Annotated in this window: 28 protein-coding genes and 1 tRNA gene; 10 read left to right on the forward strand and 19 right to left on the reverse strand. The window is 61.6% G+C overall.

Translation table 11 applies throughout. The annotated features are described in order from the left end of the window. Positions 1-8 precede the first annotated feature (8 nt). From AC0L2B_RS30925 to AC0L2B_RS30955, 7 genes are all read right to left on the reverse strand, one after another. Complete coding sequence (locus AC0L2B_RS30925; protein ID WP_473748062.1) at positions 9-983, reverse strand: complex I NDUFA9 subunit family protein; 975 nt, start codon at positions 981-983, stop codon at positions 9-11. A 117-nt stretch (positions 984-1,100) separates the two neighbouring features. Continuing rightward, a complete protein-coding gene (locus AC0L2B_RS30930) occupies positions 1,101-1,553 on the reverse strand; it encodes a DoxX family protein (protein WP_473748063.1) in 453 nt (150 codons plus the stop codon). Between the two features lie 232 nt (positions 1,554-1,785). Further along, positions 1,786-2,787, reverse strand: a complete 1,002-nt coding sequence (locus AC0L2B_RS30935; protein ID WP_473748064.1) for an Ldh family oxidoreductase — start codon at positions 2,785-2,787, stop codon at positions 1,786-1,788. A 108-nt stretch (positions 2,788-2,895) separates the two neighbouring features. After that, a complete protein-coding gene (locus tag AC0L2B_RS30940; RefSeq protein ID WP_023796783.1) occupies positions 2,896-3,705 on the reverse strand; it encodes an ABC transporter permease in 810 nt (269 codons plus the stop codon). Further along, a complete protein-coding gene (locus tag AC0L2B_RS30945; RefSeq protein WP_473748065.1) occupies positions 3,705-4,427 on the reverse strand; it encodes an ABC transporter permease in 723 nt (240 codons plus the stop codon). Before AC0L2B_RS30945 ends, AC0L2B_RS30940 begins: the two co-directional genes overlap by 1 nt. A 154-nt stretch (positions 4,428-4,581) precedes the next feature. Then, positions 4,582-5,376 carry a transporter substrate-binding domain-containing protein gene (locus AC0L2B_RS30950; protein ID WP_128188052.1) on the reverse strand — a complete coding sequence of 265 codons (795 nt, stop codon included), beginning with the start codon at positions 5,374-5,376 and terminating at the stop codon, positions 4,582-4,584. Positions 5,377-5,423: 47 nt separating this feature from the next. Next, positions 5,424-6,236: an ABC transporter ATP-binding protein gene (locus AC0L2B_RS30955; protein WP_473748268.1), complete on the reverse strand. Its 813-nt coding sequence runs from the start codon at positions 6,234-6,236 to the stop codon at positions 5,424-5,426. A 218-nt stretch (positions 6,237-6,454) separates the two neighbouring features. Between AC0L2B_RS30955 and AC0L2B_RS30960 the strand changes: the two genes are divergently transcribed. The 3 genes from AC0L2B_RS30960 (at position 6,455) to AC0L2B_RS30970 (ending at position 9,754) form a co-directional block, all read left to right on the forward strand. Next, positions 6,455-7,303, forward strand: a complete 849-nt coding sequence (locus AC0L2B_RS30960) for a dimethylarginine dimethylaminohydrolase family protein (protein WP_473748269.1) — start codon at positions 6,455-6,457, stop codon at positions 7,301-7,303. Further along, positions 7,300-8,880 carry a 5-guanidino-2-oxopentanoate decarboxylase gene (locus AC0L2B_RS30965; RefSeq protein WP_473748066.1) on the forward strand — a complete coding sequence of 527 codons (1,581 nt, stop codon included), beginning with the start codon at positions 7,300-7,302 and terminating at the stop codon, positions 8,878-8,880. The genes AC0L2B_RS30960 and AC0L2B_RS30965 overlap by 4 nt, the downstream gene beginning before the upstream one ends. A 166-nt stretch (positions 8,881-9,046) precedes the next feature. Next, the gene (locus AC0L2B_RS30970; protein ID WP_091592748.1) at positions 9,047-9,754 is read left to right on the forward strand and encodes an SDR family NAD(P)-dependent oxidoreductase; all 708 of its coding nucleotides are present in this window, start codon (positions 9,047-9,049) and stop codon (positions 9,752-9,754) included. Positions 9,755-9,901: 147 nt separating this feature from the next. On the opposite strand, the gene rpsA is transcribed toward AC0L2B_RS30970, so the two are convergent. The 4 genes from rpsA to aroA form a co-directional block, all read right to left on the reverse strand. Beyond that, positions 9,902-11,599 carry a 30S ribosomal protein S1 gene (rpsA, locus tag AC0L2B_RS30975; RefSeq protein ID WP_473748067.1) on the reverse strand — a complete coding sequence of 566 codons (1,698 nt, stop codon included), beginning with the start codon at positions 11,597-11,599 and terminating at the stop codon, positions 9,902-9,904. Between the two features lie 205 nt (positions 11,600-11,804). Then, positions 11,805-12,455: a (d)CMP kinase gene (gene cmk / locus AC0L2B_RS30980; RefSeq protein WP_473748068.1), complete on the reverse strand. Its 651-nt coding sequence runs from the start codon at positions 12,453-12,455 to the stop codon at positions 11,805-11,807. Further along, a complete protein-coding gene (locus tag AC0L2B_RS30985; RefSeq protein ID WP_473748069.1) occupies positions 12,452-12,778 on the reverse strand; it encodes a hypothetical protein in 327 nt (108 codons plus the stop codon). The genes cmk and AC0L2B_RS30985 overlap by 4 nt, the downstream gene beginning before the upstream one ends. Before the next feature lie 3 nt (positions 12,779-12,781). Then, positions 12,782-14,140, reverse strand: coding sequence for a 3-phosphoshikimate 1-carboxyvinyltransferase (aroA, locus tag AC0L2B_RS30990; protein ID WP_473748070.1), 1,359 nt, complete (start codon positions 14,138-14,140; stop codon positions 12,782-12,784). 196 nt (positions 14,141-14,336) lie between these two features. Here aroA and AC0L2B_RS30995 point away from each other — a divergent pair, with 196 nt between their 5' ends. From AC0L2B_RS30995 to AC0L2B_RS31005, 3 genes are all read left to right on the forward strand, one after another. After that, a complete protein-coding gene (locus AC0L2B_RS30995) occupies positions 14,337-14,723 on the forward strand; it encodes a TIGR02300 family protein (RefSeq protein WP_023796772.1) in 387 nt (128 codons plus the stop codon). A gap of 170 nt (positions 14,724-14,893) precedes the next feature. Beyond that, positions 14,894-14,969 (forward strand) — tRNA-Ala (locus tag AC0L2B_RS31000). Between the two features lie 652 nt (positions 14,970-15,621). Next, positions 15,622-15,711, forward strand: coding sequence for an excalibur calcium-binding domain-containing protein (locus tag AC0L2B_RS31005; protein ID WP_128181921.1), 90 nt, complete (start codon positions 15,622-15,624; stop codon positions 15,709-15,711). Positions 15,712-15,867: 156 nt separating this feature from the next. Here AC0L2B_RS31005 and AC0L2B_RS31010 read toward each other — a convergent pair whose 3' ends face one another. The 5 genes from AC0L2B_RS31010 to AC0L2B_RS31030 all read right to left on the reverse strand — a co-directional run bounded on the left by AC0L2B_RS31010 (position 15,868) and on the right by AC0L2B_RS31030 (position 19,431). After that, positions 15,868-16,218, reverse strand: coding sequence for a Crp/Fnr family transcriptional regulator (locus AC0L2B_RS31010; RefSeq protein ID WP_473748071.1), 351 nt, complete (start codon positions 16,216-16,218; stop codon positions 15,868-15,870). 793 nt (positions 16,219-17,011) lie between these two features. Beyond that, on the reverse strand, positions 17,012-17,458 hold the full coding sequence (locus tag AC0L2B_RS31015; protein WP_287220681.1) for a potassium channel family protein: 447 nt from the start codon (positions 17,456-17,458) through the stop codon (positions 17,012-17,014). Positions 17,459-18,083: 625 nt separating this feature from the next. Next, on the reverse strand, positions 18,084-18,551 hold the full coding sequence (locus tag AC0L2B_RS31020; protein WP_473748072.1) for a hypothetical protein: 468 nt from the start codon (positions 18,549-18,551) through the stop codon (positions 18,084-18,086). Further along, on the reverse strand, positions 18,548-18,781 hold the full coding sequence (locus AC0L2B_RS31025; protein ID WP_473584624.1) for a hypothetical protein: 234 nt from the start codon (positions 18,779-18,781) through the stop codon (positions 18,548-18,550). The genes AC0L2B_RS31020 and AC0L2B_RS31025 overlap by 4 nt, the downstream gene beginning before the upstream one ends. A gap of 398 nt (positions 18,782-19,179) precedes the next feature. Continuing rightward, on the reverse strand, positions 19,180-19,431 hold the full coding sequence (locus AC0L2B_RS31030) for a hypothetical protein (RefSeq protein ID WP_128171165.1): 252 nt from the start codon (positions 19,429-19,431) through the stop codon (positions 19,180-19,182). 219 nt (positions 19,432-19,650) lie between these two features. On the opposite strand from AC0L2B_RS31030, the gene AC0L2B_RS31035 reads away from it, so the two are divergent. After that, complete coding sequence (locus AC0L2B_RS31035) at positions 19,651-20,064, forward strand: hypothetical protein (RefSeq protein WP_473748073.1); 414 nt, start codon at positions 19,651-19,653, stop codon at positions 20,062-20,064. Between the two features lie 292 nt (positions 20,065-20,356). Here AC0L2B_RS31035 and AC0L2B_RS31040 read toward each other — a convergent pair whose 3' ends face one another. Both AC0L2B_RS31040 and AC0L2B_RS31045 read right to left on the reverse strand, forming a co-directional pair. Next, positions 20,357-20,830: a hypothetical protein gene (locus AC0L2B_RS31040; protein ID WP_473748074.1), complete on the reverse strand. Its 474-nt coding sequence runs from the start codon at positions 20,828-20,830 to the stop codon at positions 20,357-20,359. 452 nt (positions 20,831-21,282) lie between these two features. Beyond that, the gene (locus AC0L2B_RS31045; protein ID WP_473748075.1) at positions 21,283-21,504 is read right to left on the reverse strand and encodes a KTSC domain-containing protein; all 222 of its coding nucleotides are present in this window, start codon (positions 21,502-21,504) and stop codon (positions 21,283-21,285) included. A 330-nt stretch (positions 21,505-21,834) separates the two neighbouring features. Here AC0L2B_RS31045 and AC0L2B_RS31050 point away from each other — a divergent pair, with 330 nt between their 5' ends. Together AC0L2B_RS31050 and AC0L2B_RS31055 are read left to right on the forward strand one after the other, a co-directional pair. Next, positions 21,835-22,389 carry a DNA-3-methyladenine glycosylase gene (locus AC0L2B_RS31050; protein WP_473748270.1) on the forward strand — a complete coding sequence of 185 codons (555 nt, stop codon included), beginning with the start codon at positions 21,835-21,837 and terminating at the stop codon, positions 22,387-22,389. A 476-nt stretch (positions 22,390-22,865) separates the two neighbouring features. Then, the gene (locus tag AC0L2B_RS31055; RefSeq protein WP_473748076.1) at positions 22,866-23,909 is read left to right on the forward strand and encodes a YihY/virulence factor BrkB family protein; all 1,044 of its coding nucleotides are present in this window, start codon (positions 22,866-22,868) and stop codon (positions 23,907-23,909) included. A 77-nt stretch (positions 23,910-23,986) separates the two neighbouring features. Here the strand turns inward: AC0L2B_RS31055 and AC0L2B_RS31060 are convergent, their stop codons facing one another. Continuing rightward, positions 23,987-24,316, reverse strand: a complete 330-nt coding sequence (locus tag AC0L2B_RS31060; protein WP_473748077.1) for a hypothetical protein — start codon at positions 24,314-24,316, stop codon at positions 23,987-23,989. Positions 24,317-24,356: 40 nt separating this feature from the next. Here AC0L2B_RS31060 and AC0L2B_RS31065 point away from each other — a divergent pair, with 40 nt between their 5' ends. Next, positions 24,357-24,671, forward strand: a complete 315-nt coding sequence (locus AC0L2B_RS31065) for a hypothetical protein (protein ID WP_473748078.1) — start codon at positions 24,357-24,359, stop codon at positions 24,669-24,671. Positions 24,672-24,747: the final 76 nt, after the last annotated feature.

The raw sequence follows: 24,747 nt of genomic DNA on the forward strand, positions 1-24,747 counted from the left end.
CTGATCGGCTATTCCGCTGTCTTGCGCTGGAACTGGCCGGCGGGCCGGTAGCGCCAGAGATAGCTTGGCAGGATGCTGCCGATCGACTGTGGCTGGATATCGAGACCGGCGAGCGTCCGGTTTTCCCTGATGGCCGCTTCCGAGACGATGTTGTCCCCGCGCAGCTGCAGGACCTGATCCTTGGTCAGCAGCGGATTGGGCAAAAGCCCGAGGATCGATGCCTGCATGTTCGCCACCCACCACGGCACCGACACCAGCAGCCGCTTGCGGTCGATCATGGCAAGCATTTCCTGCATGCATTGCTTGAAGGTGAGCACCTGAGGTCCGCCAAGCTCGTAGATCCGGCCACCCTGGACTTTGCCGTCGACCGAGCGCGCCACCGCTTCGGCGACATCGCCGACATAGACCGGCTGGAATTTGGTCCGCCCGCCGCCGATCAGAGGCAGGACCGGCGAATAGCGCGCCATGCTGGCGAAGCGGTTGAAGAAGCTGTCCTCGGGGCCGAAATTGATTGAGGGCCGCAAGATGACCGCATCCTCGATCGTCTCCAGGACCGCTTTTTCACCGAGCGCCTTGGTGCGCGCATACTCGGATTGCGCGTTCAGATCGGTGCCCAGCGCCGAGATATGGGTGAGTCCGGCGCCGACGGCGTGCGCCGCTTCGGCGACCGCGCGAGCGCCGAACTCGTGGACGGGCGTGAATTTCTGCCGGCCGCTCTCATGCAGGATGGCTACCAAATTGACGACATGGTCGGCGCCCTGCACGGCGCGGTCGATCGACCAGCGCACGCGAATATTGGCCTGCACCGGCTGGATCTGGCCGACATTGCCGAGCGGCTGCAGATGGCCGGCGAGATCGGGCCGGCGGCAGGCGACCCTGATGCGATAGCCACGCCGGGCCAGCGCCCGCACCACATGGCGGCCGACAAAGCCGGAGCCGCCGAACACGACGACGAGCTTTGGGGTCTGCAGGATTTCGGTCATGGCTGGCTCCGGCGCGCTTTCCAGATTTACTGGGCTTGGCTGAAGCCGTTCATAATCCGTTTCGCGCCGAAGGCAAAGGGCGATCCTTTGTCGCCGTTTGCCGCGGTGTCGGCTGGCTCAGAACGCCCTGCCGATGCGCGCGTCGACCGATTGGCTGTTGCCGCCGCGGATGACGAAGAAGAACAGTATCGCCGCCCACAGCAGCGATTTTTCGGCACCCGAAAAGCCCTCGCCCAGGGTGACCCAGTGGAACCAGACGGTGACCAGGAGCACGAACATTCCGGCGAAGGCGGCCGGGCGGGTCAAGAGACCGATGGCGATGAAAATGCCGCCGAAGAACTCGGTGCAGGCCAGCAGCACCGACCAGAACGCGCCAGGATAGAAGCCGAGGCCTTCGACCATCTCAGCGGCGCCGAGCGGGTCGGTGATCTTGCCAGAGCCATGGATGGTGAGGAAGATGCCGGCCACGGCGCGCAGGATGGTTTCAGAGGTGGTGTTCAGCGCAGCATAGAGGCTGCCAAGGGCCGGAACGACAAGATTGGTGCTGGGATTGTGGGTGCTTGCGGCCATTGGGGTTCCTCTTCTGCTGCTCCGCGCAAACAGCCGCCACCCCAGCCAAAGTCAAATGAACAAAAGTTGACCGGGAAATGCATGTTACGGGTCAGATGCTGAGAGCCCGGAAAAACCCAGCCGACGCGAGGGTTTCCGGCTGTTTCCGAAACGTGGTTCGACGAGGCAGCCTGGGCGTAACGGCAAGTACGCCCGCTGTCGCGCGATCAACTATCCGAAGGTGTGGCCGTCTTCAGGAAGAATACCGGGCGGCGAATTCGGAGATGCGCTGCACCACGGCTTTCGGAGCCGTTATGCCCCGTGCCGTTGCCTTCTCCGCCGCTTCGGCCCGGGCACGGCCGGGGACATGCACGCCGTAGCGGCGGCGCAACCGGTCGAGTTGATCTTTCATGCGCTTCTCGAAATTTGGATCGAGCAGCTTGGGCTCGACGGCCAGCACGAAGAGGCCGGTTCCGGGACTGTCCGGTCCGTCGGTGAACCATGGCGCATCGAGTGACCAGTTGGCGCCCGACAGGCCCGCCGCCAGCACTTCGACCATCAGCGCGATGTTGGCGCCACGCTGGCCGCCGAAGGCAACCATCGCGCCTTTCATGGCGGCGGCGGGATCGGTGGTCGGGTTGCCGCTCGCGTCCAGTGCCCAGCCTTCTGGAATTCTCTTGCCGTCGTCAGCCGCCTTGCGGATGTTGACAAAGGCGGTGGCGCTCGACGACTGGTCGATCACCAGCGGCGCACCGTCGGCGGCGGGCGCAGCGAAGGACATCGGGTTGGTGCAATAGACCGGCTTGACCGAGCCGGAGCCGGCAAGCACGGCCGGTCCATTGGTTGCGGCGAAGGACACCAGCCCCTGCGCGGCCAGCCGTCCTGTGAAATAGCCGAGCGCGCCGCATGTATAGGCGTTCTTCTGCGAAAAGATGGCAACGCCGAACAGGCGCGCCGCCTTGGCGAGATCGTCGATGGTGCGGTCGAAGCCGGTATGCGCCAGACCGCCGCGCGCGTCGGAGAGATAGATCGCCAAAGCCGGCCTGGTGATGACCGGCTCGGCCTTGCCATCGATGCGGCCGGCCTCCAGCGCTTCGAGATAGTCGATGAAATGCGATAGTCCGACCGTCGACAGACCTTCTGCCTCGGCCGCCACGACGGAGGCTGCAAGCGACTGCGCCGCTTCCTCATTGGCGCCGGCGCCGAGCGCCGCCATCCGGCACAGCCCTGTCGCCTGGTCGAGACTGAGTTGCATCTTAGCGATCCTAGGGAAGTAGGGGAGTAAGGGAATAGGGAATAGTGAGCAGTGAATGCGAATAGGATGGAAATGTGTATGTGAATAGTGGCTGACCCTACTCCCCTATCAGCCAATCTTGTTCGGGATCCGCGCCTCGATCTTGCCGAGGGCGAAGACCAGGATGCCGGTGATCGCCATATAGATCAACGCCAGGAGCAGCAAGGGTTCATAGGTGAGGAAAGTGCTCTGCCGCACCTTTGACGAGACGGCGAATATGTCGATCACGCTGATGGTCGCCACCAGCGGCGTCGATTTCAGTTGCAGCACGGTTTCGCCGGTCAGCGTCGGCAGCGCCCGGTAGAAGGCTTGTGGCAGCCAGATCCGCCGCAGGATCTTCCAGCGGCTCATGCCGAAGGCGCGCGCCGCTTCCAACTGTCCTTTCGGCACGCCGGCGAAGGCACCCCGCATGACTTCCCCCTCGTAACCGGCGAAGGACAAGGTCAGCGCCAGGACGCCATAGGGCCATGCTTGCCTGAGATACGGCCACATCCAGGACTCGCGTACCCATGGGTACTGTGGAAACAGCGAGCCGAGCCCATAGTAGAGCAGCCAGAGCTGCAGCAGCAGTGGCGTTCCCCTGATGACGGTGCAGAAGGCCTTTGCAGGCGCCGCGAGCCAGAACGGGCCGGCAGCCTGCGCCAATCCGAGCGGCACGGCGAGCAGGAAGCCCAGTGTGCAGGTGACGGCGAGGATCCAGAGCGTACGCCAGAGGCCGACAAGCGCCATTTCGTAATATTGCGGCAGCCAGTCCCAGCGCATGAAAAAAGCGGCCGCGAAAACCAGCGCCAGTCCAGTCACAATCAGCACGATACGGTGCGGCTGCAACCACAGCGACGCGCGGGCGGCTACGTTGACGATGGTCGTTTCGACAGCCATCAACGCGCCTCCTTGAGCGAGGGCATGCCGCGCCGAGCCCAGACCTCGATGCGGCCGATGACTAGATTGGAGACCAGCGTCAACAGAAGATAGATCACGCCCGCGGCGAGGAAGAAGGTAAGATAGGCCTTGGTTACACCCGCCGCTTGCCGCGTCGCCAATGTCAGTTCGAAGAAGCCGACGACCGCCAGCAGGGCGGTGTCCTTGGTGGCGATCAGCCAGAGATTGGCTAGGCCCGGTATGGCGAAAGGCAGCATCGCCGGCAGCGTGATGCGTCGCAGCAGCAGGCCGGGAGACATGCCATAGGCGCGCGCGGCTTCGATCTGTCCCTGCGGGATGGCAAGGATCGCGCCGCGCATCACCTCTGTCGAATAAGCGCCCTGGACGAAGCCGAGCACGGCAATGCCGGCCACCAGCCCGCTGATATCGATGCGCTGATATCCCATTGCCGTCAGCAACTGGTTGATCAAATCGGTGCCGGCATAATAGAGCAGCAGGATCAGCACTAGCTCCGGCACGGCGCGGACGATCGTCGTATAGACTGCCAGCAGATCGCGCACCACAGGCCCGCCATAGAGCTTGCCATACGCACCGCAAATGCCGATGGCGAGGCCGAGACCGAACGCACCGGCAGCGATCTCGACCGAGTGGAGCAGTCCGACCAGAAGCGTTCCGCCCCAGCCAGGTGGCGTCGGCGAAAGCAGTTCGATGATGCGGGCCACAGAGGCCGGAAGAAATGCGTCGATCAGCGTCGCCCCGAATTGCTGGCGCCAAAACCGTCGGCAATGCCGTCAGCGGAAAGCTTGCGTGGGTGGATTTCGACGAAGCCACACGGCGCGCTATCCGCGCCGCATGGTTATTCGCTCAGGGATGCCGTCAATTCGCCTGCGGATCGTCGCCGTAGATGTCGAAATCGAAATATTTCTTGCTGATTTCGTCATATTTGCCGTTGGCCCGGATAGCCTTGATGCCGGCATTGATCTTCTCCTTCAACTCGGTATCTTCCTTGCGGACACCAGCGCCGATGCCGGGCCCGAGAACGGCCAAATCCGGCGCGACCATGCCCTTCAGGTCGCAGCATTGCTTGCCCTGATCCGATTTCAGGAATGCGTCGAGCGCGATGGAATCAGCCTGCACCGCATCGAGGCGACCGGCGGCAAGATCCTGATTGGCTTCGTCCTGCGTCTGGTATTCCTTGATTTCCGCTGCTTCGGTGAAGTGCTTCTTGACGTAGTCGGCATGCACGGTCGAAACCTGGACGCCGATGATCTTGCCCTTGAGATCTTCCGGTGTAGCGCCGAACTTCTGGTCCTTTGGACCGATGATGGCGGTCGGGGTGTTGTAATATTTGTCGGAGAAATCGATCGTCTTCTTGCGTTCGTCGGTGATCGTCATCGAACTGGCGATGACGTCGATCTTCTTGGTCGTCAGCGCCGGGATGATACCGTCCCAGGCGACGGGGGTGATGACGCAATCGAGTTTCTGCTCGGCGCAGACGGCGTCGATGAATTCGATCTCCCAGCCAACCCATTTGCCGGAAGCATCCGGCGAGGTGAACGGCGGATAGGGTTCGGCAGCGACGCCGATCTTGACGGGCTCGGCCTTTGCCATGCCCATCGCGGCGACGCCGAGCAGAAGCGCTGCGGCAAATGTCTTCAGAACCGTCTTCATATCAATACTCCCAGTTTGTTGTTGTTCCCGTTTTCATCCGCCTCGGCTTAACCGATGTTGCGGATGAATTGCTTCAGCCTTTCGGATTTCGGCGCGCCAAAAATCTGCTCCGGCGGCCCTTCTTCCTCGACCAGTCCGTTGTAGAGATAGACGACATGTGTCGCGACCTCGCGAGCGAACTTCATCTCATGGGTGACCAGCACCATGGTGCGGCCTTCGCGTGCCAGGTCGCCGATCACCTTCAGCACCTCGCCGATCAGTTCCGGGTCGAGCGCCGAGGTCGGCTCGTCGAACAGCATGACGCGCGGATTGATGGCCAGCGCCCGGGCGATGGCCGCACGCTGCTGCTGGCCGCCTGACAGATAGGCCGGATAGACATCGCGCTTTTCGGCCAGGCCGACGCGGGCAAGCAGCTTTTCCGCATCGGGGATGGCCACATCGCGCTTGACGCCCAGAACATGCACCGGAACCTCGATGACGTTCTCGATCAGCGTCATGTGGCTCCACAGATTGAAATTCTGGAAGACCATGCCGAGCTTGGAGCGGATGCGCTCGATCTGCTTGCGGTCGGCGGGAACGGTGTGGCCGTGGCTGTCGGCCTTCATCCGGATCTCCTCGCCATTGACGCGAACGATGCCGCTGGTCGGGTTCTCCAGGCAATTGATGCAGCGCAGCAGGGTCGATTTGCCCGAGCCGCTGCCGCCGATGATGGCGATGACCTCACCGTCGCGCGCCGACAGCGAAACACCCTTCAGCACATGCAGTTCGCCGAATCTTTTATGCAGGTTCTCGACATGGATGGCTTCGGCAGCGTCGTTCTGCGCCGTGTGCTTCAGGGCGGGGGCCGTGCCTTGCGCTATCACCTTTGGGGTGCCTCACGAAGTGGCTGGACCCGTCGCTGCTGGAATTTTTTACCCATTACCATCACTGGACAGACTTCTCATTTTCAAGATGTACCGTTCCGCTTGCCTCCGTCAACCATGCTTTTTGGACCATTGATCACGGCTCGCTGAGTGGCTATTGGCTGGGATGGGCGTTTAAGGAGCACTTGTTGGCAAAAGAATACGGGTCGCAGTCCATGGCCGGGCCCCTGCAGCGCGTGCTGATGCGGTCCGCCGCAAGCGCTATGGCCCGCGCCAAAGCATCGGAATGGCACTATGGTGCGGGCTTCGATCCGCAAAAGGCCGCCGCCCAGCATGAGGCGCTGACGACGCTGGTTCTTGCGTCCGGCGCCGCGATCGAATGGCTGACCGACGCCGATGACGGGCTTGCCGATTCGGTCTTCACGCATGATCCATCGTTGATGACCGACCACGGCGCCATCATCCTCGCCATGGGCAAGGCGCTGCGCCGTGCCGAGCCCGGCCTGCACGAGGCGGCCTACAAACGCATGGGCGTACCAATCCTCGGCCGCATCGAGCCTCCCGGACAGGTCGAGGGCGGTGATTGCGTCTGGTTGGATTCAGGGACCCTGGCCGTCGGCCGCGGTGTGCGCACCAACCAGGACGGCATCCAGCAACTCGCCAACCTGCTCACCCCCAAGGGTATCCAGGTCTATGGCTACGACCTGCCGCTCTGGCATGGCGAGGACGCCTGCCTGCATCTGATGTCGGTGATCAGTCCGCTGGCCGACGATCTGGCGCTGGTCTATGCACCGCTTTTGCCGGCTGCCTTCTACCAGATGCTGCGGGCGCGAGGCATTCGCCTGGTCGAAGGCGACGCCGGGGAGTTCTTCGCCTCCAACGGCCTCAGCCTGAATGTGCTGCCGACCGCGCCGCGCGAGGTGATCGCCGTTGCCGGCTTCCCGAAGACGGCGGCGGCCATGGCGGCCGCCGGCTGCAGGGTTTCAACCTTCGAGGCGGACGCACTGTGCATCGCCTGCGAGGGCGGACCGACCTGCCTCACACGTCCGGTGCTCAGGCAATGACGACAGTCGGCGAAGCGCTCATCACTTTGCTCGAAGCCCATGATGTCGATACAGTCTTCGGCATTCCGGGTGTGCATACGGTCGAACTCTATCGCGGCTTGGCGCGCTCGAAGATTCGCCACGTCACCCCGCGTCATGAACAGGGCGCCGGGTTCATGGCCGACGGCTATGCGCGCGCCGGCGGCAGGCCCGGCATCGCCTTCGTCATCACCGGACCGGGGCTGACCAACACCATCACCGCCATGGGCCAGGCCCGTGCCGATTCGGTTCCGATGCTGGTGATCTCGGGCGTCAACGCCACGCCGACACTGGGCAAGGGCCTTGGCCATCTGCACGAACTGCCCGACCAGCGCGGCATGATGGAAAAGGTCGCGCTGTTTTCGCACCGTGTCACCGACGCCGACGAACTGCCGGGCGTTCTTGCCCGCGCCTTCGCCCTGTTCTCGTCGTCGCGTCCGGGCCCGGTGCATATCGAGATCCCGACCGATATCATGGTCAAGCCGGCCGGCGGCATTACCGCTTTGCTGACGAATGTCGCGCCGCCCGAGCCGAATCCGGCTGATATAGCAGAGGCGGCAAAACTTTGCGCGGCTGCCCGCCGCCCGCTGGTCCTTGCCGGCGGCGGCGCCAAGAGAGCCGAAGCGCCGTTACAGCGCCTTGCCGAAAGGCTGGGAGCGCCGGTTGTCCAGACGGCCAATGCCCGCGGCCTGCTGCACCGCCATCCGCTCGGCGTGCCGGCCAGCCCCAGTCTGAAGGCGGTGCGTGCATTGATGGCCGAGGCCGATCTGGTCATTGCCGCCGGCACCGAATTCGGCCCGACCGACTACGACGGATATGGCGACGGTGGTTTTGTCCTGCCGTCCAATCTGATCCGCATCGACATCGGCGCCGACCAGCTTGCCCGCCGGCCCGCCCGGATTTCGATCCATGCCGATTGCGGCGCAGCACTCGAGGCGCTGCTTGTCGAGATTGGTACGGACCAGCCGCCATCGGGCGACGGCCAGTCTCGCGCCGCTGCGACGAGGCAAGCAGCCTTTGCCGAAATGGCCCCGGCCCTCCAGGCGCAAACCCGCGCCGTCGAGATGATCCGCGATGCATTGCCGGGCTCGATCATCGTCGGCGATTCGACCCAGCCGGTCTATGCCGCCAACCTCTATTACGATCACGACCGTCCGGGCGGCTGGTTCAACGCCGCCACCGGCTTCGGCGCGCTGGGCTATGGTCCGCCGGCGGCGATCGGCGCAGCCCTTGCCGTGCCTGATGCGCCGGTCGTTTGTCTCACCGGCGACGGCGGTTTCCAGTTCACGCTGCCGGAACTGGGCGCCGCGCTCGACGCTGCGGCGCCGGTGATCTTCGTCGTCTGGAACAATCTCGGCTATCGCGAAATCGAAACCTCGATGCTCGATGTCGGCGTCGAGCCGGTCGGCGTCTCGCCGGCGCCGCCTGATTTCTGCAAGCTGGCTGAGGCCTACGGCATTGCCGCCGAGCGGCTCGCCGGCATCGGCCATCTGGCAGACGCACTCAAGCGCGCGCGGGCGACCGGACTGCCGTATCTCATCGAGATCACCATCGATTGAGTGCTGTGGCAGCGTCTGCCTGGGGATGCGATCCGCGTCGGATGGCCGACGTTCTGACGCGCACAAGCGGCGCTGCGTCATCAAGATTTCGGTTGAGTGATCGCGCGAAAGGCGCGACCTTCGGCGGCGGCGAGCAGCGGCATATGAGTGACAGGAGCGGTCGTAGATGACGGATACACTGGACGGCAGGCATGTTGTGGTGACCGGCGGCACCGGAGCGCTCGGTGGCGCGGTTGTCGGCAAACTGCTGGAGCAGGGCGCGATCTGCCATGTGCCGAACGCCCATGCCGCCGCGCCCGCGCATTTTCCCTTCCCGGCACATGAGCGTGTCAGGCTGGCGCACAATGTCGATCTCGCCGACCCCGCCAAGGTCGATGCGTTCTTCGCCAGCGTTACGGATTTGTGGGCATCCATCCATCTGGCCGGCGGCTTTACCGCCGCGCCGGTCGAGAAGATCGAGCCCGCGTCTTTTGCCGAAATGATGGACACCAACGCCCGCACCACCTTCCTGTGCTGCCGCGCGGCGATCCGCTCAATGCTGGAATCTTCCGTGTCGGGCCGCATCGTCAATATCACGGCGCGTGCCGGGCTCGACCTGCGGCGCGGTTCCGGCATGATCGCCTATGCCGCCAGCAAGGCAGCGGTCGCGGCAATGACGGTGGCGATGGCGGAAGAACTCAAGGGCAAGGGCATTCTGGTCAATGCGGTCGCGCCCTCGACCCTCGATACGCCGGCCAACCGGGCTGACATGCCGGCCGCCGATTTCGGCAAATGGGTCAGCCTCGAAGCGGCGGCGGAAGCGATCGCCTACCTCGCTTCGCCGGCCAATCTGGCGATGAGCGGCACACTGGTGCCGCTCTACGGCAGGGCCTGATCTATCTCTTTGTTTGAGCGCGGATTTCCCAAAATCGGTTTGCCACGTTTGGGGTTACGATGCTCTGACCATGGTCAAACAAAAACCCCGCCGGATCGCTCCGGCGGGGTTTTTTAACAGGCCGCGCGAGGCGCGGCGTTAGTGGACCTAGCTACCCTGCTTCTTCAGCGCGGCGCCCAGGATGTCGCCCAGCGAAGCGCCGGAGTCGGTCGAGCCGTACTGGGCGACCGCTTCCTTCTCTTCGGCGATTTCCAGCGCCTTGATCGAGACCTGCAGCTTGCGGGTCTTCTTGTCGAAGGCGATGACGCGGGCATCGACCTTCTGGCCGACCGTGAAGCGCTCGGGGCGCTGCTCGTCGCGGTCACGGCTGAGGTCGGAGCGCTTGATGAAGGTCTCGATGCCGCTGTCGACCAGCCGCACTTCCAGTCCGCCATCCTTGACGCCGGTGACCTCGCAGGTGACGACCGCGTTCTTGCGCAGTTCGCCCGAAGTCGCCGCCTCGCCGGCCGTATCCTTGGCCAGCTGCTTGATGCCGAGCGAGATGCGCTCCTTGTCGATGTCGACGTCGAGCACCTGCGCCTTGACGATGTCGCCGCGATTGTACTCCTCGATCACCTGCTCGCCCGGACGGGTCCAGTCGAGGTCGGAAAGATGGACCATGCCGTCGACATCGCCTTCGAGGCCGATGAACAGGCCGAACTCGGTCTTGTTCTTGACCTCGCCCTCGACCTGGCTGCCGACCGGATGGCTGCTGGCGAAAGCCTGCCACGGGTTCTCGAGCGTCTGCTTGAGGCCGAGCGAGATGCGGCGCTTGGCCGGATCGACCTCGAGCACCACCACGTCGACTTCCTGCGTCGTCGACAGGATCTTGCCGGGATGCACATTCTTCTTCGTCCACGACATTTCCGAAACGTGGATGAGACCCTCGATGCCCGGCTCCAGCTCGACGAACGCGCCGTAGTCGGTGATGTTGGTGACGGTGCCCTTGATCTTCTTGCCGATCGGGAATTTCGTTCCGATCTCGGACCACGGATCGCTCTCGAGCTGCTTCATGCCGAGCGAGATGCGGTGGGTTTCCTGGTTGATGCGGATGATCTGCACCTTGACCGTCTGGCCGATGTTGAGGATTTCGGTCGGATGGTTGACGCGGCGCCATGCCATATCGGTGACATGCAACAGGCCGTCGATGCCGCCGAGGTCGACGAACGCACCATAGTCGGTGATGTTCTTGACGACGCCTTCGACCACCTGGCCCTCTTCGAGGTTCTGCACGATTTCCGAACGCTGTTCGGCGCGGCTCTCCTCGAGCACGGTGCGGCGCGACACCACGATGTTGCCGCGGCGGCGATCCATCTTGAGGATCTCGAAAGGCTGCGGATTGTGCATCAGCGGCGAGACGTCGCGGATCGGACGGATGTCGACCTGGCTGCGCGGCAGGAAGGCCACGGCGCCGTCGAGATCGACGGTGAAGCCGCCCTTGACCTGGTTGAAGATGACGCCTTCGACGCGCTCGCCCTTGGTGAACTTCTCTTCGAGACGGACCCAGCTCTCTTCGCGGCGGGCCTTCTCACGCGAAAGCATCGCTTCGCCAAGCGCGTTCTCGATGCGCTCGACATAGACCTCGACCGTGTCGCCGACCTTAAGCGTCGTATCCTTGCCCTTGACGCCGAATTCCTTCAGCGGCACGCGACCCTCGACCTTGAGGCCGACGTCGATGATTGCCATGTCCTTTTCGATCGCAGTGATCGTGCCCTTGACGACTTGGCCTTCGCCGGAATGGCCGGCGGAAAAAGATTCTTCGAGCAGGCTCGCGAAATCATCGCGAGTGGGATTTGCAACTGACATAGTTTCTCCTGGAATGCCCCGCATCTCAAGCGGGGCGGGCGCCGTGGGTTAGCGTTGCGTTGGCCTGCCGGCGTTCCGGGCCTCAAAAAAGCCCTTGGCCGCCTAAGCGGCAATTCCGGCGCATGAAGAATGCTGGCAGGCTGGTTCGTGCCCGATATGGGTAATCTTTTCGCCGCCGGCAATCGGCAACGGCAGGAAACCCGGCTCAGGCTTTGTTTCTCTTGGCCAGAACGTCGTCGATGATCGCCTTGGCCGCCAGGAACGCGGCTTCTATAGCCATTTCCGACGTGTCGAGCAAGTGCGCGTCGGCGGCCGGCTTCAGCGGCGAGTCGGCGCGACCCATGTCGCGCTCGTCGCGGCGCAGGATATCGGCGAGGATATCGTCGCAATCGGCGGTGCCGCCGATGCTCTCGATCTCGGCCAGCCTGCGTTGTGCCCGCACCTCGGCGCTCGCCATCACATAGAGTTTTATGTCGGCGTCGGGACAGACCACGGTGCCGATGTCGCGGCCGTCGAGCACGGCGCCCGGCGGCGCCTTGGCGAATTCGCGCTGCTTTTCGACCAGTATGCGCCGCACCGAAGGGATGACAGCCACTTTCGAAGCCGCTTCGCCGACCGCATGCGCCGTCAGCACCGACCGGTCGAGCTTGGCCAGGTCGACCTGCCGGGCAGCGGTCTCGGCGGCCGAGACATTGTCGAGCGGCAGGCCGAGCCGAAGCAGCGCGTGCGCCACCGCGCGATATGTGAGGCCGGTGTCGAGCAGGTTCAGCCGGTAATGGTCGGCCAGTCGGCGCGCCAGGGTGCCTTTGCCCGCGCCTGCTGGGCCGTCGATGGCGATGGTGAAGGTTGGACTCATCTAGCTTGCCTAAACAGACGGAACGCCAGTACCGCCAAGGCGATCAAAACCGATAATGGCAACGCAATTAAAGGTATTACGCCGATTGTCATAAAGGCCATTGCACCAAACGCTTTGAAAAGCCCCGCAAGAAAGATCCAGTCGTTATTCCCAAGAAATGTGGCTGCATAAAATGACAGGTAGATGGTCGTGAATTGAAGGGCCAAAAGCCAGAAAAGAAAAGCGAAAATGCCAAATCGTTCTTTAAAAACGAGGCGTTCGATCAGATACGGGATCAGCGCAGCTCCCAGGCAAGCTGCTAGGATTGGCCAATCCTGCAACATCGGCTAATCGATCTCCGCCCCCAGCCCCCTCATAAGCCCCATGAACTCCGGAAAGCTGGTCGCGATCATCGCCTGGTCGTCGATGGTGACAGGCTTTTCCGTTGCCAGTCCCATGACGAGAAAGCTCATGGCAATGCGGTGGTCGAGATGGGTCTGGACGATGGTGCTCTTTCCGTTCGGATGTTGGCCAAGCCCCTTGCCGCCGGGTTTTCCACGCACGGCCAGTGTGGCTTCGCCCTCGGTACAGTCGACGCCATTGAGCTTCAGCCCTTCGGCGACCGCCGACAGCCGGTCCGATTCTTTCACCCGCAGCTCTTCCAGTCCCTGCATCAGCGTCTCGCCCTCGGCAAAGCTCGCCGCGACAGCAAGCACCGGATATTCATCGATCATCGTCGGCGCCCGTTCGGGCGGCACGGTGACGCCCTTCAGCTCGGAGTAGCGCACCCGCAGATCGGCGACATCCTCGCCGCCTTCATTGCGCGGCTCGAGAACGTCGATCCGGGCGCCCATTTCCTGTAGCGTCAACAAAAGACCGGTGCGGGTCGGGTTCATCAGCACGTTTTCGATTGTAATGTCCGAGCCCGGCACGATCAGCGCCGCCACCAGCGGGAATCCGGCCGATGACGGGTCGCCCGGCACAGCGATTGTCTGGCCGGTGAGCTTGCCCTGGCCCTCGATGAAGATGTGGCGCACGCCGCGCTCGTCGGTCTCGACCGACAGATTGGCGCCGAATCCCTGCAGCATCTTTTCGGTGTGGTCGCGCGTCATCACCGGCTCGATGACGGTGGTGATGCCGGGCGTGTTCAGCCCGGCGAGCAGCACCGCCGACTTCACCTGGGCCGAGGCCATCGGCACGCGGTAGGTGATCGGCGCGGCGTGTTTGGGGCCGCGCAGCGTGATCGGCATGCGGTCGCCGGGCGTCGCCTTCAGCACCTGCACGCCCATCTGACGCAGCGGCTCGAGGACGCGGCCCATCGGCCGGCCGGACAGCGAGGCGTCGCCGATGAAGGTCGTCTCCATGTCGTAGGTGCCGACCAGGCCCATGGTGAGGCGCGAGCCGGTACCGGCGTTGCCGAAATCGAGCGGGCCTTCCGGCTGCAGCAGCGCGCCGTTGCCGGTGCCGCGGATCACCCATTCAGCGCCGCGCTTCTCTATATGCGCGCCCATTGCCTTCATCGCGGCGCCCGTGCGCATCACGTCCTCGCCTTCCAGCAGGCCGGTGATGCGGGTTTCGCCGGAGGCGAGGCCGCCGAACATGAATGAGCGGTGCGAGATCGACTTGTCGCCGGGCACCCGTGCTGTGCCTGAAAGCGCTGGCGATTTGCGGGCGGTGGCCGGTTTCGGGGCGGCAGTATGCGACATCGGTTTTCCTTGGGCGAAAAACGCCGGTGGCCGGCCTTTTTCTTCTGGTTTGCGCGGTCTCGTATCACGGCGGGCGGAAATGGTCATCCCCTTGCAAGAGGTCGCTCAACGCGGGGATTTGTGACGCTGGCTTTAGGCTTTGACAGCGCCGTAAACTGTGGTTATGGGGACCAAACTTTCATCGACGAGGCTTGCTGTGGCAAAACCCGAACTTGGCACCAAACGCATCGACCCCGAGACGGGTCAAAAATTCTACGATCTGAACAAGGATCCGATCGTCTCGCCCTATACCGGCAAGAACTACCCCCGCTCTTATTTCGAGGAAGGCAAGATTGCCGCCCTTGAGGAGGAAGAGGAAGTTGCCGAGAAGGAAGTCGACGCCGAGGAGGAAGAGGGCGTCGAGGTCGTCTCGCTCGAAGAGGCGGACGAGGATACGAAGCCCGACGATCTTCCCGATCTCGGCGATGACGAGGACGATGTGGACCTCGGCGACGACGACGATACCTTCCTCGCCGACGAAGAGGAAGAGGACGACGATGTCGCCGACATGATCGGCGTCGGCGATGACGACGACGAAGTCTGATCCGGCCTCTCACACAGCGCCCGCCGACTTTCGCGGGTTCTTGATAAAAAGCGGCTGTTAAAGGCTTGATATTGACGGAAGGCGGGGTTAGAAGCCGCCTGCACTAACGGCGCGGTCTCAACCCGCGCCGGATCTCTTCGCCGGCAACGGCGCCGGTTGACTGCCGGAGTGGGGCCATAGCTCAGTTGGGAGAGCGCTTGAATGGCATTCAAGAGGTCGTCGGTTCGATTCCGATTGGCTCCACCAAAATTTCTATAATGATTTCAGTTGATTAGCATTCTCCCCCTCGGGGGCCTGTTGCCCTGAAATCGTTCGGGGCACCGCCGCGGCACCCCGAGGCGCTTTTTGGGGGTCGCAAAATTTGCCTAGTCTCCGTTTTCCGCCAGATTTGCCGAAAGGCGAGGGGATGGGAAATGTTCGGACTTTTTAGCGCAGGCCTAGGTCAGGTCCCTCGAAGTTAGATTGGCTTGAGGCACGATACGCTTGCATGTTCCGTATGCCGACGAGCGCAGGCCGTTGTGTCGCCGTAGCGTCAACCGGCTGAAGCCCGGCGGTGCTTCCTCAGCCGAGTGATTGCCGACCTGTCGACCGTAATCACGCCGCCGCAGTCAATCCGCACGGTGAGTTTGTCTGCTCCGCGATCGATGCGGGTGACGTCCCCAACAAGAACTACTCGGTCGCCGGCCCGGGCTTTGGGTGGCGGCTCTAGCGTGTAAGGATGGTCATAGGATGGAATGCTCACTCTGGCTCGGCCGCTAGGGAGAATGGTGATGACGGTACCTGCTAGCGCAACCTCATCGCCGACCTCAAATTCGCCAGGCATGTTAAGGTGCAGCATGGTCTTCCTCCCGATGCTTTCCTATTTGATGCTTTGCTAAATTAATGCCCGGCCACCGCGTTGGTTGCGTGCAATCCGCTTCGTACGGTTCCGCACATTTCCAAGCTGGATCGCGATGGCGACGGGACCCCGTGCGAAACGCTGTGTTAGCGGAGCCAGCAACCAGCGGGTCTTCCGATCAAACTTCGCGGAATAATGATGGACCTGAGACGCCGGCAAGAGTCGGACAGCGAGCCCCCTGGCCGACCAGACGTTGCGGGGCCGGCTCGCGTCCGCCGGTCTTCTGTCCAGCAATCTACTCACCATCTATTTTAGACACCCCTGAGAGCTTCCATAGGCGGTGCAGACGACGCTGGCCAGCTTCGACATTCGGGGCGAGGCAAAGTCTGGCCGACTGCTCGAATGAAATTCAGGCTGCGGCGTGCACTCCCCGAAAATGTCACCCGGCTCGACATCGCGATACGCTATCTCCCTGCCGTCCGCTGAAACCAGTGTCACGCGAGCCCGTCCTTCCAGCAGGAAGAAGACATCGCGACCAGTGTCGCCGTGGGAAATGATCAGCTCGTTGTGTCGATAGCTGCGCTCGTGCCACCGTTTGGTCAGCGCGGCGAGGTCGGCATCGCAAAGTCTTGAGATGAAGGCCGGAGAGCCTGTCACAACAGCCTCTTGAGCCTCTTGTTCAATCAGGTGTACTTCACCTTACGCCCTATCCAAGGAAATTTGATGGCCGCAGGCCCCGCTTTCCGGGATGCAAACTGGGAGCGGATTTCGCCAATGTTTTCCCCGGTGTGGGAATTCCCACAGCCGAGCTGGTCCGACTGGCATATCCTTGTTGCAACATCGAGGCCTGCGCAGAAGCCATAAGGTGTCTCGCGATGGGTCAATAAGTCTGGCACGGCAGTTGCATAGTCAGGTATGGGGGATTGGGGCGGAGGCCCGTCGCTTCGCAAATGTAGCGGCGGGTCTTCTGCATAGAGGTCGCGTCCCAGTCTACGCGCTGCCGTCCGTCTCGCTTTCCTCGTCTATCGCCCGGACCGGCAGTAAGCAGCTGTAGGTATCGGCGAAGTGAGATCGAGGAAGACATATAGGAGTGTCTACGAAGTGGTCCTCGATGCGCTGCGGCCAAGCGACCTATTAACCGGAAACCTGTTAACTAAATTGGCCTAAGCCATTGATCCTCAATAGGGACTTTTGAACTAACTTCCCCTCGCGAGCATGCGCGTACCGGTCCCGAAATTACCCTCCCCAATAGGGGTTAATGGCCTCGATTACCACGCTATAGCAACGGGCCGTTCTGATAGCGGTGCAGTTGCGAATTTTGAACAAACCCCTATGGGGAACATTCAGGTAAACGGTTACAAGGCTCCTAGGCGCCCGAACGGAAAAAGCCCGCCGCACCTTTTCGGCGCGAACAGGCTATGACGTAGGAACACGACCCCTGCAACGCGCGTCAGTCTTGCTTCCGCTTCCACAGATCCGAAGTCGATGCGTATGCGAACGATGCTGACCAAGCGATCAGGACGAGTCCGTTGAGACCCTCCAAGGCAGCAACGATTCGCATCGGCCCAGTGGCATAGACTTCGCCAAAGCCGATCGTCGTGTAACAGGTAACCGAGAAATAGAAGAAATCCGCTGCGCTTCCGGAAAACAAGCCTGCGAGACCTCCAAGGTCTGGATGGTGGTGCATCCAGGCGTAGGCGAGCGCGAAAAGACAGATCCCCACCACGTGAGCAATGATTGCTGCGACGACCAAGAGCAGCAGATCAACCCGCATCGGAAGTGAAAAACGACGCCTCATCGTTCCGGCGATATTTAGTACTTCATAGTGCATCAGAACCGTTACCAGTGCGAGACCTACAGATATGGCGAACGCGATGAGCAATTGCGGTACCTTCAAGTAGGACTCAGATCCTCAACCGCTTATCACCGCGCGAGCGGTTCGAACAGCGTCGACCTGACGCGACGCGATGCGACGCCGAACACGCGAATGGGGAGGACGAACGCGAGCACCCGGTGGTGCCATCTTCCCGGGTCCTTGGCAAAATCGTCGGAACCGAACCGCTCCCAAAGGCTTTCGTAATCAGGGGCAGCATCAAAGAGGAGACTGTTATGGATCGGCAAGAAAATAGCGTTTTGGAGGCGGGCTGGCTTTTGGCGGTCCCGCTTTCTATCGGATTTGCCGTTTTGATTGCAGGCTTAGTGCTGGGCTAGTGTGCTATGGGAACCGGAACTCGATCACTCGCCCCTCGGCCTTCCATGATTGCCGGGCGTCAACGGAACCAAAGTCGCGCAATAGCTGCGGGACAGGAGCAAGGCGGACGCCACCGTCGCGCTTTTCGCCAGCCGGCCGCTCGGGCTTCTGCCTCGCTGCAAAACCAGCGCTCCCCCTTGCCGGTCGAGGTTACGGTTCGGTCATGACGGGGCGAGGGAGAAATGCCGCTAGGTGTCAATCCTAATTGGAGGTTCACGCAAAGAAAAGCCCGCCACCGTGAGGCAGCGGGCTATGATAGTTTTTGTCCGGTTCAGTGATGGTCGCTCTTTCTACGGGGTTGCTTCGTGATCGGATGCGCTGCAAGAAACGCCTCGTCCGCCGCGATGAGCTTGGCGACTTCGTCCTCGCCGATCGGCAGACAGCGGTCCTTTGCGGCTTCTCGCTTCCACTGGACCGCCAGGAGATCGGGTGCTGGAACTCGGATTTGATCCGCCACAGCTTGCCGGCTCCTGTCGACGCTGAGCGTCCGTTTGTGAGAATAGACGCTAGATCGATCCTCGTCCTCTAGGACGTACATCGCGTGAATGCTTTTCGCGCACCAGTAATCCGTTTCCGCTCTTGTCAGGCTGGTGACAGCATCAGCCTTGCGCCAAGGGAGGCGGCGCGCCTGACGCATGAGCTGGTTGTGGTGCGTGTCGATGAGGACGGCATCGGGCAGCGGATCAAGGCACTGTTGCACAAATGCAGTCAGCGCCTTCGTCTTGATGCTGGCGCTCATGCTGATGCGTCCCCTGTGGAAGCCAACTGGAGAACCGACGCTGCCAACTGTTCAGCCCAACGCTCGCCGTCCAAGTAGAACTTGCTCGCAATCGACTTATTGAAGGTGGTGACCGCCTGCGCCTTGATCAGCATCCCCTCCATGGTCGTTCCGGGCTGCTCCATGATAGCGGTCACCAGATCTGAAAGTGACTTCTTCGCAGCCGCCGCCCTCGCCTTCGCCTGGTCCATCCGTGAAGTCTTGCGAAGGCGGGCGGTTTGAACCTGATAGAGCTTGCCAATCTTGAGCTCTCTCTTTGCTCTTGCGAGCCAGGCCGCTCGCCTAGCTCGCATAGCCTCACTCGCGTTGCTTCGCAGCGGGCGGTCCCAGGCCACTATGGCGGCGAGGTTTCGGATATCACGGACACAACGGACGTGCTCTTCTCCTGGGCGTTTAAGGAACCGCCCGGAGATATCACGCTCGCCATCTATGTAGTCCCCGCGCGGAGGTGATTTCGTCGGGCGCGAGCGGCCAGCGGTGTTTCCATTCCGCAGCGATCCACGCGATTTCCTCGAGCGCGGCAAGGTATTCGGCGGAAGCGGCCGGCAGCGGCTGAAGAAGGATTGACGCGCCGCCCGTGCCCGCCCGATCAGGACGCTTCCTGCACTTCCTCCACTTGTGGCGTCACGGGTGCAGGGTTAATGACGTAGGTGTTCGAGGTCAGGTCGCTAGTAGATCGGATGATGATGCCGTCGTCTCTTAATCGGACAAACGTTGCCCTTGCGATACGCATGGGCTTGCCTTTGGCATCTGCGGCTGTGACTTTGTTCGACCAGGGAACGTGAGTGATGGTATCAACGCGCTTGAGAAAGCGCTTTTCCGTCTCGGTCAACTCGATCACGCGCGTTCCTCCTATCGTTGGCAGCGTTTGGCTGGCCGGTAACGCCGATGATGCGACTCCGTTCCAAGGACCCAAAGGCAGACAGGCGCATGGTCGCTGCCTATGTCGAGAAACTCACTGGACGACCTTGAAGCTAAGGGCTTCCTGCCGAAAGGCGCAGCAGAATAGCTATGCTCGTCACCGTCAGCCGGGAGGAGTGTAGAGCGGCTCTCTGCATCGATGAACCAAGCACTGGCCATCGAGCGTCGGCACAAACCCTACCGCTGGGATTTCCGACCAGTCGCACGCATTGCTGTACCGGCGGACGTAGAGGGCATAGGTGTTCGGGCCGGTGGTCAGCACCGCCGAGCCTTGGCTCTGGATCAGCGCCTGCGTCTATTGGCAGGTCATGGCGCGGGTGTCCGGCCTGGCCTGGGCGAGGGTTGTGAAGGCAAGCCTGACCGCTGCAGCTATGCAATGGCGGCCTCCAAATCGGAATTCCGGACTGGAGCAAACCGCCCGCCGCGTGCGAGTGCCGGGGTGTCTGGCCGGTCGGAACTCGTTCTGATCGTGTTGCGCGAATGGCTGGAAGCGAACACCTATCTGCCGGTCCGGAGGATCGATGAGGAAAGCGAGACGGACGGCAGCGCTTAGGACTTTTCGCTACTACCGCCCGCGCCCAACTCTGGTAGTTGTTCGTGCGGCGGACCCCAAACGCCCGGCCGGCGCCTAAATCCCCAACGCTCCCGCCCAAATGGGCGCCGGCCACCCTCTGCCCCTTCGTTCGAAGGTTGGCTTTCAATCGCGATTGCGCGCCCGCTGCGGGCCTTCGTAGTCAGGAATGATTGTGAAGAAGGATGGCGTTGGACCGGCTGACGATCAGTCTTCGAAGCAACGGCGGAAAGCGCCACGACGGGTTTGAAATGGATGGACTGTTTAACGGTTCTCAGCAACCTTCCGCCTTCAGGGATCGCACCATTCGCACCACAATCGGATCGTACGGGATTTTTTCATCGCTGCTGTAATTTATGACAAAGAGCGCGGCACGGTCGTTGCAGACCGCAATGGCGCGGACATATCGGATCTGTTCGTTTTTGATACCCGAGTAGCTGGCCCATCTCGGCGTGACGCGCCTATAAGTCAGTTTCCAGCCCTCCTTTTCATCCTCGACCATGCGGTGCTCGATCTCGGCGCGAAAACTGTGCTCGCCGAGCCTTGCGCCCCACACGGTAAGAACGGCATCGTTTTCGCCCCGAAATTCCGCGCCCTGGTCCGAACGCTGTGTCAGGACAAAGCCAGGGGGAACATCGAATATGAAGCCAAACTGCCTGACGCCGAAAAGCTGCCACGCTTGCGCTTGGAGATGCGTGCAGCAAAATAAAATCGAAACGAGGCTCAACAGAAAACGTGCCATCGGCATCAAATTAGCGTCGCGTCATATACTGTCCAGACCGGACAAGATTGGCGACAGAGAAAAGTAGCAGAGATGCGCGCTGCGCTCAGTTGCGCGAAAATCGCTTGAGGCAGAGAACTAGCCTTGGGGAAAATTCTCAGTCGCCCCTTGCTGAGCCAATAGGAATATGGGTCCTGCCGCCTTATACTGGCATCCCGTAAGCTGTTGGATCGCATTGCCGCAGACGATACGTGAGCAAGTAATCAAACGCCTAAAATCCCGCACCGCCAAACCGCACAGCTATTCCACGCTCGACCTTTGCACATCGGCCGTCGATTCGATTGGACCAAGGACCGCGGCTGATTGGATGGCGCCAGGTGCAGCGTGCCTACTACGACTTCTTGCAGCGTGGGCGGGGATCGTAAGAAAATCCTACGCGCGCCGGCTGCGCTGCGTCCACCAATCGGCCGTTGGAATGTTCAACAGCTTGCATCATTGCCGGCCGCAAACTGACGGTACCGGAAGCGATTGCGGATGTGCTCGTTGAAAAAGCGGCCTTTCGCAAAGGCGGCTTTGAACGCGGCGAAGGTCGCCGGCGGCACTTCCTCAAACTCGTAACGCTTGTCGCTGGCGACGAACCACACCGAGAGGATTCTGCTGTCGGGATCGTAGGCCATTTTTCGTATCGAGGTCGATGGCATGATATGGCTCGATCAAAAGCCTTCAACGATCGCAGAGCCTATCACATTCCTTCGTGGTATTGCTCCTGAGCAGCGCGCGAAGATTTTCTCCGGGCCACCTAACCCAGGCGGTATCGCAAACGCGCCAGGCACGGTCTTCTGGGTCTCTAGGCGCTGTTGAATAGCCAATCGACCCTCATACATTGGCGATCAGACCTATCCGAGTTCAGCAGGAAGCGCCGCGATGCTGATGATCGCGAGTTTGGCCTTGGTGGATTGGCCTTTTGCAGCCAGAGCGGGAACGTTCTTGATGGCCCCACGTTTCGGCGCGGTCGTGATCTGGTGCAGGCGTTGATCACGAACCGTCAGTTCTTTGCCCGGGACGCCTGCGTTGTCGCTCGCGATATGATCGGCGCGACGCTTCTTGTGCACGGCGTGGGCGGGATCGTCGTCGAAACGGAAGCCTATCGCGCCGATGACCCAGCCTCACACAGTTTTTGTGGGCGGACTTCGCGAAACAGCGCAATGTTCGGCGCCCCAGGGAGCGCATACGTCTATCGCTCCTATGGTCTGCATTGGTGCCTGAATGCCGTCTGCCTTCCCGGTAGTGCTGTCCTTGTGCGCGCGATCGAACCGCAATCAAAGCTCGACCTGATGCGGGCCAATCGCGGCGTTGATGACCTTCGATTTCTTTGTTCGGGACCCGGTCGCCTTTGCCAGGCGCTTGCTGTCGATGCATCATATGACGGGCTGCCATTGGACGAGCTCCCGTTCCAGTTGAAGCTATCGACGGAAGGCAGAGCCAGCTCCATCTTGACGGGACGCCGGATCGGCATCTCCAAGGCTGTGGATGTCGAGTGGCGGTTCGGGCTGGCAGGCTCGTCGCATTTGAGCCGCAAGTTCTGAGTTGCCTCTGCACGACTAATTGCCTGGCGGCGAGTTCGGGTACCTGGCCATGTGCAGGGTCTCTACGCCATGCAAGTTTGGCCCGCGATTTCGCCCAGCTTCGACTGTCAGGAGGCGATGGCCTGATGCCAAGCAATGGTCGGTTGCATGCTGGAGGCGGCTGGACGCCGAGAGGCACAGCTCTCGATCGCCCACGCCAGAATCCCCGCCGGCCGGCCGCGTCATTGTTAAAAGGCAATCAGCCGACCACCGCGATTCGCTGAGATGGTGGAAGCTGGCTATTCTCGGTGGTCGCTCCAACAAGCCACTGAGGTCCTGGGCAGGGCAGTATCGCTATCACATCGACTCGTCGCATGGGGACGTCGCAGTATTTCTGCAGGCGGCGGATTTTTATTTGTGAGCGCAGGTCTGCCACCTGCATCCTTTGGCGTTATTACACGTTTGCCCCGCGGAGAGGATGCTCCGGACCGGCAGCCATGTCGAAGAAAACAGCCGAGGACACTTACGAAGGTCAAGTGCAACCTGAGCGGGGCGCTGAGGGCCGCGGACGCAATGCCGAATGGCCGTCACAGATTCCCAGCCGTGGCTGGAAGGACGTGCTGTGGCGGGTCTTTGCTGAAGTAAACGAGGACCGCGTTATGCTGATCGCGGCCGGAGCCGCATTCTATCTGCTCCTTGCCCTCTTTCCCGCGCTTGCCGCGTTCGTGTCCATCTACGGTTTTGTCGCCGATCCCCAGACCATCGCTGAGCACATTGCATTCCTTGGCGGCGTACTTCCTTCGGGCGGTCTGGACGTTATCAGATCACAGCTTAGGTCCTTGGCCGCCCAGGACACTGGCGCGCTCAGCTTCGGCTTCATCTTCGGCCTTGCCGTCGCACTGTGGAGCGCCAGCAACGGCATCAAGACGCTTTTCGAAGCCATGAACATCGCCTACGAGGAGAGGGAAAAGCGCGGCTTTATCCATCTGAATCTTCTGGCCTTGGGCTTCACACTTGGCGCCATCCTCATCGCTATCGGCTTTACCGTCTCGGTGGGGGTCGTGCCGGCCATGCTTGCGCTGCTGAACCTCGGCGGCTGGACCGAGGCCCTTGTGCGGATCTTTCGGTGGCCGATGATGCTGATCCTGGTCGGCCTCGGGATCACGCTGATCTACCGCTACGGCCCCAGCCGCGAAAGGGCAAAGTGGCAATGGGCGACATGGGGCGCCTTCCTCGCCGCGGTGGTCTGGATCGCAGTCTCGATAGGGTTCTCCTATTATCTTGAGAACTTCGCCGACTACAACGCGACGTATGGAGCCCTCGGGGCAGTCATCGGCTTGATGATGTGGACCTGGATCTCCGTGATAGTCCTGATTGTGGGGGCGGAGCTGAATGCCGAGATGGAGCATCAGACAGCCAAGGACACCACCACAGGTGCGCAGCAGCCGATGGGTGCGCGAGGTGCCACGGTCGCGGACACGCTGGGCGGATCGGCCGATGCTGCCAACCGGCAGTCGCGTTCGGTCAAGCGCAACACCTAATGCGCAGATCACGTGAGATCTCCGCAGAGCCGCCCCCGAAATCAGCGTCGGAGGTCTGGCTGGGGTGGAAAGCTGACTCAGCGCGGCGTGTCGGCGAAAGGCAGGGCAACCACCTGATGGTCGTCCTCGAAGACGATGTAGCCGGGCCGCTTCGTCCGTAGTTCATTGATCCTGATGCGGCCCGCCTCTTCAACGAGAGCGACAAGTGGGCGTAACCTCCGAACATGCCCGTCCGCGCTGGCCTTGACCCAAGAGATCGCCGTCTCTTGTTCACGGGAAGGTACGGGGATGATGTGATGCCGAAACCGCGTCGGTTCTGCCATGTTGGTCTCGAACCACGACAGTTGCTCCGCGAGCGCGAGTTCTTCAACGCACGACGCAGCAGCCGGGTTCTCTGCGAAGAGCATAGGCGACTTTGAACACGCCGCTATTGTGGCCGAAAGGCGGGTGCGTCGACTGCGTGACAAATCGAAGGAACGTGCCGCTCATCTCAATTCCACTTTCAATGGCGCTATGAACATCGCCTGCGTGCTCGCTACAGACGAGCATGAGTTCGAGAGCGGCGCCATCAAGGCCAACGCACCGGTCGCCGAAAGCCGCTACCGCAAGGGGACCGGTGAAGGTCGGGAGGCAGTCACTGCAGCAATTTTCTCGCTGAAGACCAGGGCGCGCTGTAAAGAGACCTCGCTTCACGAGGTGGAAGGAATACGGAACCCGTCAGCGATCTTTGTCCTCACCTATGACGATATGAAGTTCCTGTAGGGCGGCGTTGCCGACATTAGCAATCTGTGATTTCTACTGTCGTTTTGACTTCGAAGTTCGCCCGAAGCCCGAAATC

The sequence above is a fragment of the Mesorhizobium sp. WSM4815 genome (assembly GCF_055811575.1).